This window comes from Serratia plymuthica NBRC 102599 (assembly GCF_001590925.1).
GTDB lineage: Bacteria > Pseudomonadota > Gammaproteobacteria > Enterobacterales > Enterobacteriaceae > Serratia > Serratia plymuthica.
In genome coordinates, this window is sequence record NZ_BCTU01000019.1 from 83977 (window position 1) to 96703 (window position 12727).

The following is a 12727-nucleotide window of genomic DNA, read 5'->3' on the forward strand; positions in this document are numbered from 1 at the left end:
TGCGCACCGGCATATTTGGAACGGAAGGTTCGGCAAGAAAATGGGAACGCAGGAAAATCACATCAAGGATCTGCTGGTCTGGATTGAAGACAATCTGACTAATCCGCTGTCATTGGATATTGTGTCCGCCAAATCAGGCTACTCGAAATGGTATCTGCAGCGGCTGTTCAAGAAGCAGACCGGTCTGTCGCTGGCATCGTATATTCGCGCACGCCGTTTGTATCTGGCTGCTTTCGCATTGCGTTTCACGCGAAAGAGCATTCTTGATATTTCCGTAGAATATCAATTTGATAACCAACAAACCTTTTCCCGCTGTTTCAAAAAGCACTTTGCCGAATCCCCCAGCGTCTACCGCCATGCCCGCAAGCAGGACTTCAGCCATCTGGTGCGTTCGCTGTCCGCCGGTCAGCCTGGCGATATTAAGGTCGATCGCGTCACCGTTGATAAAGGCCAGTATCTCCTCAGAGGGAAAAATTACGCCTATCACCTGGACATCGAACATCTGGATAAGTCGCATCTGCATCTGCGCAGCGGAATCAAAGAGAATTTCTACACGCTGCTTGGCGGCCGTCCGCCGTTGATCTACGCGCTGACCCATTTGAGTCCGGATGGGGAAAGGGTCAGGGTGGATTATTCTCTCGGTGTTGAGGCGGACAGTTCGGTCAATGCCGTTCCCGAGCTGGAACCGCTGCCGGACATCCACGGTGATTTTTGCCGCTTTTGTTATTCCGGCAAGCCGGTGGCGCTGAACGACCACGTGGTGCAGATATACACTCAGATATTGCCGGAGCTAGGCCTGGCCCGCCGGGAAGGGCCTGACCTGACGTTGTTCAGCTATTCGCTCAATGAGCGGGAGGAGCTGCATCTGGAGCTTCAGCACCTGGTCCCCGTAATTCCTCTGGACTGAAAGGCCGGGCCGCCGCGCGATTTTTCTGTTGCACGATATCGGCCATTACCGCCAGGGCGATTTCCGCCGGGGTTTTACTGCCGAGCGGCAGCCCAATCGGCGCGTGAATACGTTCCAGTTCTTGTGGGCTGAACTCGGCAATCTGCTGCAGGCGCTGGCGGCGGCGCGCGCTGTTGCGCAGCGAGCCCATGGCGCCGATATAAAATGCCGGGGTGTGGATGGCCTCCATCAGCGTCAGATCGTCCATCCGTGGGTCGTGAGTCAGCGCCACGATGGCGGTGTTGGCGTGGCACCCGCCGTCCTCAATAAACTTGGCGGGGAACTGGCGCAGCAGCGTCACGCCGGGCCGGAGCTGGGGGGCGAAGTTATCCAGCGCCTCCGGGCGGTTTTCACATACCAGCACTTCGAACCCCAACGAACCGGCGAAATCGGCGCAATACAGCGCCACGCTCGATAAGCCAGCAATCAGCAGGCGCGGTGCAGCGGCGATATTCAGCGTGATGTGTTGCCCATGGCGTTCCACCTGGGTGGCGCTGGCGAAGTCGGTCAGTTCCAGGCTGTGGCAGGCATCGGGTAAGGCCAGGCGTTTGACCAACGCGTGGTGTCCGTCCAGCGCGCCGGCGATTTTTGTCAGGTAGCCGATGCTGTCGTCACCGGCCGGCAGGTATTCAATCAGCACGTCCAGCACGCCGCCGCAGGGCAACGCCACGTTCGGCTCCAGGCCGCCCTCACCGTAGCGGATCACCTGGCTGGCCGCCAGATACTCCCCGGCCGCCACGCGCCGCAGAAAATCCTCTTCCACGCAGCCGCCAGACAGCGAGCCGCAGTAATGCCCGCTCTGAGTTGCCGCCAGCAGCGCGCCTGGCGATCGCGGCGAGGAGCCGTAAGTATTCAGTACGGTACACAGCCACACCGGCTGCTGTTTTAGCCAGCTTATCGCCTGGCTGACCACGGTGATATCAAGATGCTGCATAGAGGATTTTACTCGCTGGCCGGTAGCTGTGACGGAAGATCAATATCCTGTACGACGCTTGCCCGATCAAGAGGCAACAGATAAACCGCTTCCCCTTGCAGCAGTTCACGTGCGCCATTATCGCCGCGCAACTGGCAAAGCCTTTTGCGCAATGGAGCGGCAAAGCCGACCGGGTGGCCAGGCCGTTGGCCGAAACAGGGGCGAGCTATCGCATGATGCTGCAGCGCATCGGCGACCAACCGGAAGATGTCGGGCGTGACGAACGGCATATCCGCCAGATGGATCAACCAGCCTTGCCAGTGCGGCGTAGCGCCAACGCCGGCGGCAATGGAATCCCCGAGACCCGCGCTGGCGATCAGCGTGACCGGCACCTGATACGCGGCGCAAACCTCCTGTACCCATCGGTTATCCGGCCGGGTGACGACCCATATCGGCAGACCTGAGGCCAGTGCGTGGCGCAAGGTATGTTCAAACAACGGGCGCCGGCGACCCGCCTCATCCGCAAACTCAGCGTTTAATTTGTTGCCTGCGCCACCGGCCTGCGAGAAACGTTCCCCACGCCCGGCGGCGGCGATCACTATGCCAGTTGTCATCTGCTCTGCCCGAATTTGCGCAACTATTGATAACCTTAGCGCTAATGCGTGTTTTTAATATGTGTTTTTGTTGAAAACAGGATGTTAATCATCACATAATTTTGGCTATAAGCATATGCTTATGACGTCTACGGCAAGGTCGTCAGCGTTTGCGCAACAACACCGCGAACACAAAACAACAATAAAGATGTGAAGGACTTTTTATGAGCAATTTCAACTCGTCACGGCGTCGCTTTATCAAAAGCGCCGTGATAGCGGGGGTGTCCGTCTACCTCGCCCCCCTCTACAGCCGCGCCTACGCCGCGTTGTTTGAACAGAAGATTCTTCAGTCGCCTAACTGGGACGCCCATGAGAAACGCGTGCGTTTCCGTATTGACGGCCGTGCCAAGGTCATGGGTCAGAAGGTGTTCGCCCGCGATATCCGCGCGGTCGATATGCCGCACTGGCCACAAAAGCAGGCGCACGCCTTTATTCTGCGCGTGACCAAGGCCGACAGGCTGTTTACGGGCCTCGATCTCTCGTTGTTGGGAGACGACCTGCAGCCGGATCGTCTGGTGACGGCGGAAGATTTGGCGCGCGACGGCTTGGCTTTCCCGGCGTTTTATGGTGACGACATGCTGCTGCCCGCAGGCAAGACGCCGGCCTATCTGGGGCAAGCGGTGGCGATCCTGATTTATCATGACTTTGCTCGCTTCCGCTTTGCCAAGGACAAGCTGAAATTCCGCGAAGATACCCTCAAATACGGTGCCGAGACTGGCCCGCTGGAGCGCGATCCTTGGGGCACCTTCCGCTATGTGCGGGTGGGTGGCGACCAGCCGTTCGATGACGATCGTTTCTCCAGCCTGAAAGACACGCCGATTTTCCCGGTGTCGATGAGGAAACACCTGCCGGTCTGGCCGGAAGGCCGCGAAGGCGGCAAGCTGGATCAGGAAGGCATGCATTATGCCGGGATGGTTGCCGCAGAGCTGCAAACGCCGCCGGATGATTGGCTGGTGCTGTCGCGCCGTTATACCACGCAGTCTGTCGATACTTCGGCGCTGGAGCCGGATAACGCCAACGGCTGGTACGATACTGCGACGCAGACTCTGCATCTGGTGGTGCCGACCCAGTCGCCGCAGGAAGTGGCCGACGAAATGCCGCGCATGCTGGCCAAACTCAACCCGCCAGTGAAGCAGCTGATTTTGCACCCGTGCTACACCGTCGGTTACGGTTCGAAAGATCACTTTAACTTCCCGTACTACGGCGCGGTGGCGGCGATGTATGGCGACGGGCACCCGGTACGCCTGGCCAATGACCGTTTCGAGCAGTTCCAGACGGCGCTGAAACGCCACGCTTTCGACATGAATTACCGTATTGCGGTCAATCGCCAAACCGGCGTACTGCAATCATTTCACGCAGAGATGACGGCAGACGGTGGTGGCCGCAGCAACTTTACGCCGTCGGTGGTGATGGTGGCGGCGACGGCGGCGCAGTCGATTTACTACTTCCCGAAAAGCGATTTGTCTGCAGTGGGATTGGCTTCGCGTGCTATCGACGCCGGTTCGGCACGCGGCTACGGCACGCTGCAAAGCATGGCCGCCACCGAGATGATGGTGGATGAACTGGCTGCCGAACTGAAGATCGACCCGATCGAGTTTCGTTTGCGCAACGTACTGAAGTCCGGCATGAAAAACACCCAGGGTGCTATTCCTGCCGGGGCTATTCGTGCCGATGAAGTGCTGGAGAAGGCGGTGAAGCACGAGATGTGGCTGCAACGTGCCCAACGCAAGGCGGAGTTCGAGAGCAAGAACCCGGGCAAACGCTACGGCGTTGGCTTCGGTTGCGTGCAAAAAGACTTCGGCACCGGCGCGGAAACCTCCTTTGCTCGCGTCGAGCTGGGGGAAGACGGGCGCATCATGCTGCATCACAGCGGCGCAGAGATGGGCACCGGCATGTCGACGTCGCAGTCGGTGCTGTGCGCGCAATGGCTGGGCAAACCGGCGGATGAGGCGCACTTTTCGGTGACCGACTGGTCAGTACTGCCGATGATCGCCAGCGGCGATCCTTACATCATGTCGCAGGCCGAGCAGGATCAATTGCAAACCAACCCAGCCTGGACGCCAAGCTACTGTTCGCCGTCCAGCGCCAGCAACTCGGCGTATTACTTTTCCCACAGCACGCGCGAAGCGGCCCGGCTGATCTTCAACCACGGCTTGTGGCCGGCGGCGATGGCGCTGTGGCAGGCGGGTATCGGCGGCGGCCAGGCGGCGCCGCTGGTGGTGCGCAGAGAGGATGCGCGCTGGGTAGAAGGCGGGCTGACCGCCGCCGGCATGGCGGTGTTGAGCCTAGAGATGTTGGCGAAAAAAGCCTACCAGATGGGCGGTATCACCGGTGCAGCGGTGCACGTGTTTAACCGCTGGCAGTGGGCGGAGGCGGATTTCACGCTGAGCGGTAACGGTGAGCGCCTGCCGATCGACGGGTTGGCGGTACGCAATGCCAATGGCGAGTTCAAAACGCTGCCGCGCACCCAGGTCTATTATCCACCGACCCAGCGCAATAACGCGGCGGTGACCTATTACAGCGCCGTCGGCACCTTGGCGGAAGTGGCGGTGGATATCGCCACCGGCCAGGTGGAACTGCTTAACCATCATTCGATCATGGAGTGCGGCAACCTGATTGTGCCGGAACTGGTTTCCGGTCAGCTGCAGGGCGGGCTGGCGATGGGCATCGGCCATGCGTTGCACGAATATTTACCCTTGTACGAAGACGGGCCGGGTAACGGCACCTGGAACTTTAACCGTTACCACCTGCCGCGCGCCAGCGATGTGGCGGTCTGGAAGCAGACCGGTGACATCCTGCCCGCGCTGTCGGAAACCGATCCGCCAAAAGGCATGGCCGAAGTGGTGATGATCCCGGTGGTCGCCGCGTTGGTTAACGCCATCGCCCATGCCACTGGCCACCGTTTCCGTGATTTGCCCGTTCGTGCAGAAAATATTCGTGAGGTATTACAATGAGCATTAAAACCCAGCCGATCTCCCTGACCGTCAACGATAAGCAGTATGGCCCGATCGAGGTGCCGGAAGGGCTGATGATGATCGACTTCCTGCATGAATATCTCGATCTGACCGGTTCGCGCCTGGGCTGCGGGCAGGGCATTTGTCACGCCTGCGTGGCGATTGTCGATCATCCGAGCGGTACCAGTGAGGAAGTGCGCACCTGCATCACCGGCGCGCACTTTTTCAGCGGCAAGAAAGTGCGCACCGTCGAAGGGCACGCCAGGGTGGATGAACACGGCGAGGTGGTCGAGCTTTCACCGATCCAGCAGGCCTTTCTCGAACATTACAGCTTCCAGTGCGGCTACTGCACGCCGGGCTTCGTCAACGCCGCCACCCTTTTTGTGGAAAAGCTCAAGCGTGAACCCATTGCGCGCGATCAACTGGAAAGCGCCATCGAGCAAGCGTTGGACAACCATATCTGCCGCTGTACCGGCTACGTGCGTTACTACGAAGCGGTGCGCGACGTGGTGCTGAAGACGCCGGGTCTGGTGAAGGAGACGGCGCGATGAAAAAACGTCTCGCACTGTTGATTCTGCTGGTGGCGATTATCGTTATCGCCCTGCTGTGGTGGCGGGAAAACCGCCGCTATGACGGTCCGGTGCAGCAGGTAACCGCCAGCGCCGAACAAATCGTCCGGGGGCGCTATCTGGCCCAGGCCGCCGACTGCGCAGCCTGCCATACCGCCAGCGGCGGCGCACCTTTGGCGGGCGGCTATCCGTTGGATACGCCGTTCGGCACAATTTATGGCAGCAACCTGACGCCGTCGGCCGACCACGGCATTGGCCGCTGGACCAAAGACGACTTCTTCCTGGCGTTGACCCAGGGCGTGGCACCGGGCGGTCGCCATCTGTACCCGGCGATGCCTTATACCTCGTATAAAGGGATTTCGCGCCAGGATGCCGATGATATTTATGCCTATTTGATGACGCGCCCGGCGGTGGACGTCGCCATCCCGGAAAATGCCATGCCGTTCCCGTTCAACCAGCGCATGGCGCTGATTGGCTGGAACCTGTTGTTCCGCAACCAGGATCCGCTGCCGGCCAGTTCGCAGGGGGCTTCGGCGCAGTGGCAACGTGGCCGCTATCTGGCGGATACGCTGGGCCACTGCGGGGAGTGCCATACGCCCCGCGGCATGCTGGGCCAGATGGATCTCGGGAAACCGATGCAGGGCGGCGAACTGGGGCGCTTTATGGCGCCGGACATTACTCCGCACGGGTTGGCGCAACGCGGCTGGACGCCGGACGACCTGAACCGCTTCCTGGCAACCGGCATTGCGCCGCAGGGCAGCGCCTTCAGCGAAATGCATATGGTGGTGGACCTCAGCACGCGTCATTTGACGCCGGAAGACCATCAGGCGTTGGCTACCTATCTGATGGGTGAGCAACCGCCGGCCGCGCTGCCGGTAAAAGTGGGGCAGGGCAGCGATGCCGGGCGCATCAGCTATCTGGATCAGTGTTCCGGTTGCCATGCACGTGAAGGCGAGGGTAAGCCGCATGTGGCGGTCGCGATGCGCGATAACGCTACGCTGCGCCAGCCGGACGCTAAAAACCTGATTGTCTCGGTGCTGGACGGTTTGCCGGCGCAGCAGTTCCCCAATGGTGAAAGCATGCAGAGCATGCCGGCCTTTGGTGCGCGGCTGGACGATGCGCAAGTGGCGGAGTTGGTGAACTATCTGCGGGTCACCTGGGGCGGGTTGCCGGGCGATATCACTGCCGAGCAGGTTAAGAAGCTGCGAAATCAGCCTTGATCAAGAAGGGGCTCAGCGTGTTGAGCCCCTTTTACTCTACTAACGATTATCCGCCGGCGGTTCACCCAATACCGGCATGCCTTCTTCATCCCACGCTATCGGCTTAATCCGCGCATGACGATTCGGGTCATAGAGCGGATCGCCCTCGATTTCAGTGTAATTGCGCGCATGGTAAACCAACAGATCCCGGCCCTGCTCGTCGAGGGTAAAGCTGTTGTGTCCGGGGCCGAATTGGCGGTTTTTGGCGCTGGTGCGGAATACCGGTTGGCTGGCCTTGTGCCATTGGGTTGCGTCGGTGATGTCGCTATCGATATCGGCCCAGAGCAGCCCGATGCAGTAATTTTCATCGGTGGCGCTGGCGGAGTAGCTGATAAATATCCGTTGGCCATGAGTAATCACCGCAGGTCCTTCATTCACCTCGAAACCCACGATTTCCCAGGGGAGCTCCGGCTTGCTGAGCAGCACCGGTTTGCCCTTTAGCGTCCACGGATTTTCCATCTCCGCCAGGTAAAGATTGGAGTTGCCGCTGATGGCCGGATCCTTTTGCGCCCATAAGTAATAATGTTTGCCGCGATGCTCAAAATGGGTGGCGTCGAGGGAGAAGCTGTCGATGTGGCTGTATATCCTGCCTTTTTCTACCCATTCCCCGGTTAACGGGTTGGCTGCGCTGCATTCCAGCGCAAACATGCGATGCTGGAACAGGCCATCTGCAATGTCGGGGCTGTGGGCGGCGGCAAAATACAAATACCACTTGCCGCTGATAAAGTGCAGTTCCGGCGCCCAGATCAGTGCGCTCATTGGCCCTTGCTGCGGCTTTCGCCATACTACTCTTGCTGTGGCCTGCGGCAGTTCGTCGAGGCTGCGCGCCCGGCGAAGCTCCAGGCGATCGTATTCCGGCACCGAGGCGGTGAAATAGTAATAGCCATCGCTGTGGCGCAAAATAAACGGATCGGCCCGCTGTTCGATAAAGGGATTAGGGTAGTCTCGCATTACGGGCTCCTTACGGGTGTTTGGTTTCTAGCTGCTGCTCACGATAGTCGGCCAGCTCCTGGTAATTGACCCGGCGCTTTTCCAGATCGATCTGAATCTGCTGCATCAACTGGCGATCGACCTTCAGCAGGCGCACTACGCCTGCGGTGATCAGATAGCCAATGCCCGGGATCACGGTGAACAACAATACGATGCTATTCAGTGCACTGGCGCTTTGGCTGGCCGCATCTGCCTGATAACCGGAATACGACATCAGGAAGCCGACCATGGCGCCGGCTACCGCCAGCCCGACCTTCAGGAAGAACAGATTGCCGGAAAAGCTGATGCCGGTGATGCGCTTGCCGGTTTTCCACTCACCATAGTCGTCCACGTCGGCCATTAACGACCAGTGCAGCGGTGAAGGGATTTGATGCAAGATATTCAGCAGGAAATAGGCGACCACGATTAATGAGGTCAACTGAGGGTTGAGGAAGTAAAAACCGCAGGAAAACGCCGCCAGCACGATATTGGTCCAAAAGAACACTTTCAGTTTGCAGAAGCGGTCGGTCAGCGGCTTCGCCAATGCGCTGCCGATCATCATGCCGACTACGCCCAGCGCGATAAACAGGCTGGCGAATGAGGTTGACTGCTGCATGACGTAGGTCACGTAATACATGGTGGCCGCCATGCGGATAAACCCGGGGCAAACGTTGCAAAAGGTCAGCAGCAGAATGCGTACCCATTGGTCATTTTTCCACACGTCTTTCAGATCGGACTTGAGCGCGTCGTGGGTCGGCACGGCCGGGCGTATACGCTCTTTGACCGTGGCAAAGCAGAACAGAAACATGAACAGGGCGATCAGCGCCAGTACGCCCATCGCCATCTGATAACCGCGCGCCTTGTCGGCGCCGCCAAACCAGTCGGCCATCGGCAGCAGGGTTAGCGAGAGGATGAGCGTCGCAATGCCGACCAGAATAAAACGGTATGACTGGCAGGATACCCGCTCTTGCGGATCTGAGGTGATTACGCCGCCTAATGAACAGTAGGGAATGTTAATGGCGGTGTAGGTCAGCGACATCAAGAAGTAAGTGGCGAAGGCATAGATGACCTTGCTGTTGTAACTCCATTCCGGCGTGGTGAACATCAACACGCTGAATAATACATAGGGCAGGGATACCCACAGCAACCAGGGGCGAAAGCGCCCCCAGCGGCTTTGGGTACGATCGGCGATAGCGCCCATAATAGGATCGGTAACCGCATCCAGCACCCGAACCGAGAGCAGCAGAATGCCGACCAGCGCCGGAGTCAATCCAAAGATGTCGGTATAGAAATAATTGAGAAACAACATAATCGCGCCACCGATCATGTTGCAGCCGGCATCTCCCATGCCATAGCCAATCTTTTCTTTTATCGATAGGGCATTGCTCTTCATGGACATTTTCTCCGTGGCGGCAGGATCTGACTGAGTGGCAACGATTATTGTCCCGGCAGGCGGCGAGTTATCAGAAACTATTGGTTGTAGAGATGGACAAACCGGGCGTGGCGAAGAAACTGTGAGCCAGTTTGCAAAATTGAAGGGCAATAAAATGGCCCGCATTTGCGGGCCATGTTGATTTTAACGAGGTTTATCAGCGGCTGGCGGTGCTCGCCGCGCGCTGGCTGCGCTGTTTGATGACGTAGCCGATGGCCAGAACCGCCACCCATACCGGGATCAGCAGCACCGAGATTTGGATACCTGGCGTCAGGTACATGATCACCAGAATACCGGCCATAAACGCCAGGCACAGGTAGTTGCTGAACGGATACCAGAATGCCTTGAACTTCGGTTCTACGCCTTCACGGTTCTTGGCCGCGCGGAACTTCAGGTGCGCCAGGCTGATCATCGCCCAGTTGATCACCAGCGCCGATACCACCAGCGCCATCAGCAGCTCGAAGGCGCGCCCTGGGATCAGGTAGTTGATCAGCACGCAGAAGGCGGTGGCAATGGCGGACACGCCGATGGCGATCACCGGCACGCCGCGGCCGTCGACTTTCAGCAGGCTTTTCGGGCCGTTGCCCTGTTGCGCCAGGCCGTACAGCATGCGGCTGTTGCAGTATACGCAGCTGTTATAGACCGACAGCGCTGCGGTCAACACCACGATATTCAGCACCGTTGCCACCACGTCGCTGTTCAGCGCGTGGAAGATCAGCACGAACGGGCTGCCACCTTCAACCACTTTGCCCCATGGGTACAGCGACAGCAGAATGGTCAATGAACCGATATAGAAAATCAGAATGCGGTAGATCACCTGATTGGTGGCTTTAGGGATGCTTTTCTGCGGGTTATCGGCTTCGGCGGCGGTGATGCCCACCAATTCCAGACCGCCGAACGAGAACATGATCACCGCCATCGCCATCACCAGCCCCATGATGCCGTTCGGGAAGAACCCGCCCTGCGCCCACAGATTGGTTACGGTGGCTTCCGGGCCGCCCATGCCGCTGAACAGCAGGTAGGCGCCGAATACGATCATGCCGATAATCGCCACCACTTTGATAATGGCGAACCAGAATTCCATCTCGCCATACACTTTCACGTTGGCCAGGTTGATGGCGTTAATCGCCAGGAAGAACACCGCGGCGGACACCCAGGTCGGGATTTCCGGCCACCAGTACTGAACATAGATGCCGACCGCGGTCAGTTCCGCCATCGCCACCAGCACGTACAGCACCCAGTAGTTCCAACCGGAAGCGAAGCCGGCGAAGTTGCCCCAATATTTATAGGCGAAGTGGCTGAAGGAACCGGCAACCGGCTCTTCCACCACCATTTCACCCAGCTGGCGCATAATCAGAAACGCGATGAAGCCGCCAATGGCATAGCCGAGAATGACCGACGGGCCGGCCATTTTTATTGTTTGAGCGATACCGAGAAACAGCCCGGTACCAATTGCGCCACCTAGGGCTATAAGCTGAATATGGCGGTTTTTCAGGCCGCGTTTCAGCTGGTCGCCATGCTGTTGACCATCCATCAATGAAACCCTCTGTCGTTGCAGAATACTCACATGCTGTAAAGCAGTGGTTACGATGTGTGTTTTGTTTTATTTACGGCGTTATAGCTATTAATTCCACGGAGCCGCTACCGTTTGGCAAAGAATAATGTTATGCGCGTCAGTTTGCACCTGCTTTATTCTGTGAGTGATTAAGATTTCAGCAGTTTAGGAAACAAAATGCGGGTTGTGTGACGACAGAGGGGATCCGATGCACGAAATAAGCAGCAAATCACACAATGCGCAGAAATAACGTAGATAGGATCCCCTGGTGGCGGTGAAATAGTAATCAGCTTCATGCCGGACATCGGATGCAAATAGCTATTCGTTAAAGCTTAATAAACATGCAATAAAATTCTGCCTTTGATGCTTCAGTCTTCATGTCGGGACGCAGCCTCTAAAACGTTAAATCAGAAACCTACCTCGTAAATGGTATTACCAACGGTGAGTTACCGGTTTGCAGCAGGCCGGATAGCGAAGTGTTAACCGGATATCGAGGTGTTAAAATGTGCGGGGAATCATGATTTCGAACGAGGCTCATATGGACAGGAGGTGAATACTTTGTTACTTTACCGTCACGTTTTTGAAATTGGTATTACCAATTGACTCCGCGCCATTCGCAGAGAAGAATTCACCCATGGCCTACAGCAAAATCCGCCAACCCAAGTTGTCAGACGTTATCGAGCAGCAGCTCGAACACCTGATCCTCGAGGGAACGTTGCGTCCAGGCGAAAAGTTGCCACCGGAGCGCGAACTGGCGAAACAATTTGATGTTTCCCGTCCTTCTCTGAGAGAGGCCATCCAGCGCCTGGAAGCTAAAGGGCTGCTCCTGCGCCGTCAGGGCGGCGGCACCTTTGTACAAACTAATCTGTGGCAGAGCTTCAGCGATCCGCTGGCTGAACTGCTGGCCGACCATCCTGAATCACAATTCGATCTGTTGGAAACTCGTCATGCCCTCGAAGGCATCGCTGCCTATTATGCGGCGCTGCGCGGTACCGACGAAGATCTGGCGCGCATCCGCGATTGCCATATTGTGATTCAGCAGGCCCAGGACAGCGGCGATCTCGACGCAGAAGCCGACGCGGTCATGCAATACCAAATCGCCGTGACCGAAGCTGCCCACAACGTTGTGTTACTGCACCTGTTACGCTGTATGGGGCCGATGCTGGAACAGAACGTACGTCAGAACTTTGAATTGCTCTACTCGCGCCGTGAGATGTTGGCAAAAGTGAGCAGCCACCGCGCCGGGATTTTTGAGGCGATTGTGGCACGCGAGCCGGAAAGGGCCCGCGAAGCTTCGCACCGCCATTTGGCGTTTATCGAGGAAATATTGCTGGATCTCAGTCGGGAACATACCCGGCGCGAGAGGTCGCTGCGGCGTCTCCAGCAACGCAAGGATTAAGAACGGTTCTCTTCAGGGTACACCAGCCTGCGGGGTTTACGTTCGGAATGCTTATTTAAGCATTTAAGCGGCAACTAA

10 protein-coding genes are annotated in these 12727 nt (G+C 57.8%); 5 read left to right on the forward strand and 5 right to left on the reverse strand.

Going from position 1 to position 12727, the window contains the following annotated elements; all coding sequences use genetic code 11:
* The first annotated feature begins 40 nt into the window (after nt 1-40).
* A complete protein-coding gene (locus SPL01S_RS13395) occupies nt 41-907 on the forward strand; it encodes a helix-turn-helix domain-containing protein (RefSeq protein ID WP_063200471.1) in 867 nt (288 codons plus the stop codon).
* On the opposite strand, the gene SPL01S_RS13400 is transcribed toward SPL01S_RS13395, so the two are convergent.
* Both SPL01S_RS13400 and SPL01S_RS13405 read right to left on the reverse strand, forming a co-directional pair.
* Nucleotides 843-1880, reverse strand: a complete 1038-nt coding sequence (locus tag SPL01S_RS13400; protein WP_063200474.1) for an XdhC family protein — start codon at nt 1878-1880, stop codon at nt 843-845. The genes SPL01S_RS13395 and SPL01S_RS13400 overlap by 65 nt on opposite strands.
* Before the next feature lie 8 nt (nt 1881-1888).
* Nucleotides 1889-2473, reverse strand: coding sequence for a nucleotidyltransferase family protein (locus SPL01S_RS13405; protein WP_063200477.1), 585 nt, complete (start codon nt 2471-2473; stop codon nt 1889-1891).
* 203 nt (nt 2474-2676) lie between these two features.
* On the opposite strand from SPL01S_RS13405, the gene SPL01S_RS13410 reads away from it, so the two are divergent.
* From SPL01S_RS13410 to SPL01S_RS13420, 3 genes are read left to right on the forward strand one after another with little or no spacing between them, the layout of a single operon-like run.
* Complete coding sequence (locus SPL01S_RS13410; protein WP_063200480.1) at nt 2677-5466, forward strand: xanthine dehydrogenase family protein molybdopterin-binding subunit; 2790 nt, start codon at nt 2677-2679, stop codon at nt 5464-5466.
* Nucleotides 5463-6017 carry a (2Fe-2S)-binding protein gene (locus SPL01S_RS13415; protein ID WP_004947967.1) on the forward strand — a complete coding sequence of 185 codons (555 nt, stop codon included), beginning with the start codon at nt 5463-5465 and terminating at the stop codon, nt 6015-6017. Before SPL01S_RS13410 ends, SPL01S_RS13415 begins: the two co-directional genes overlap by 4 nt.
* Nucleotides 6014-7255 (forward strand): cytochrome c, encoded by a 1242-nt coding sequence (locus SPL01S_RS13420; protein ID WP_063200482.1) that lies wholly within the window; start codon nt 6014-6016, stop codon nt 7253-7255. Before SPL01S_RS13415 ends, SPL01S_RS13420 begins: the two co-directional genes overlap by 4 nt.
* A 39-nt stretch (nt 7256-7294) precedes the next feature.
* Here SPL01S_RS13420 and SPL01S_RS13425 read toward each other — a convergent pair whose 3' ends face one another.
* From SPL01S_RS13425 to SPL01S_RS13435, 3 genes are all read right to left on the reverse strand, one after another.
* Nucleotides 7295-8245: a glycoside hydrolase family 43 protein gene (locus tag SPL01S_RS13425; RefSeq protein WP_063200484.1), complete on the reverse strand. Its 951-nt coding sequence runs from the start codon at nt 8243-8245 to the stop codon at nt 7295-7297.
* 10 nt (nt 8246-8255) lie between these two features.
* Entirely contained in the window at nt 8256-9656 is a 1401-nt protein-coding gene (locus SPL01S_RS13430; protein WP_062868608.1) for a glycoside-pentoside-hexuronide (GPH):cation symporter, read from the reverse strand.
* Between the two features lie 196 nt (nt 9657-9852).
* Entirely contained in the window at nt 9853-11229 is a 1377-nt protein-coding gene (locus SPL01S_RS13435) for an amino acid permease (protein ID WP_063200489.1), read from the reverse strand.
* Between the two features lie 655 nt (nt 11230-11884).
* On the opposite strand from SPL01S_RS13435, the gene pdhR reads away from it, so the two are divergent.
* Nucleotides 11885-12649, forward strand: a complete 765-nt coding sequence (gene pdhR, locus SPL01S_RS13440) for a pyruvate dehydrogenase complex transcriptional repressor PdhR (RefSeq protein ID WP_004947949.1) — start codon at nt 11885-11887, stop codon at nt 12647-12649.
* Nucleotides 12650-12727: the final 78 nt, after the last annotated feature.

Bases quoted from the DNA above. Each gene is read 5' to 3' on its own strand.
- SPL01S_RS13395 (WP_063200471.1), top strand. From the start codon at position 41: ATGGGAACGCAGGAAAATCACATCAAGGATCTGCTGGTCTGGATTGAA.
- SPL01S_RS13400 (WP_063200474.1), bottom strand. From the start codon at position 1,880: ATGCAGCATCTTGATATCACCGTGGTCAGCCAGGCGATAAGCTGGCTA.
- SPL01S_RS13405 (WP_063200477.1), bottom strand. From the start codon at position 2,473: ATGACAACTGGCATAGTGATCGCCGCCGCCGGGCGTGGGGAACGTTTC.
- SPL01S_RS13410 (WP_063200480.1), top strand. From the start codon at position 2,677: ATGAGCAATTTCAACTCGTCACGGCGTCGCTTTATCAAAAGCGCCGTG.
- SPL01S_RS13415 (WP_004947967.1), top strand. From the start codon at position 5,463: ATGAGCATTAAAACCCAGCCGATCTCCCTGACCGTCAACGATAAGCAG.
- SPL01S_RS13420 (WP_063200482.1), top strand. From the start codon at position 6,014: ATGAAAAAACGTCTCGCACTGTTGATTCTGCTGGTGGCGATTATCGTT.
- SPL01S_RS13425 (WP_063200484.1), bottom strand. From the start codon at position 8,245: ATGCGAGACTACCCTAATCCCTTTATCGAACAGCGGGCCGATCCGTTT.
- SPL01S_RS13430 (WP_062868608.1), bottom strand. From the start codon at position 9,656: ATGAAGAGCAATGCCCTATCGATAAAAGAAAAGATTGGCTATGGCATG.
- SPL01S_RS13435 (WP_063200489.1), bottom strand. From the start codon at position 11,229: ATGGATGGTCAACAGCATGGCGACCAGCTGAAACGCGGCCTGAAAAAC.
- pdhR (WP_004947949.1), top strand. From the start codon at position 11,885: ATGGCCTACAGCAAAATCCGCCAACCCAAGTTGTCAGACGTTATCGAG.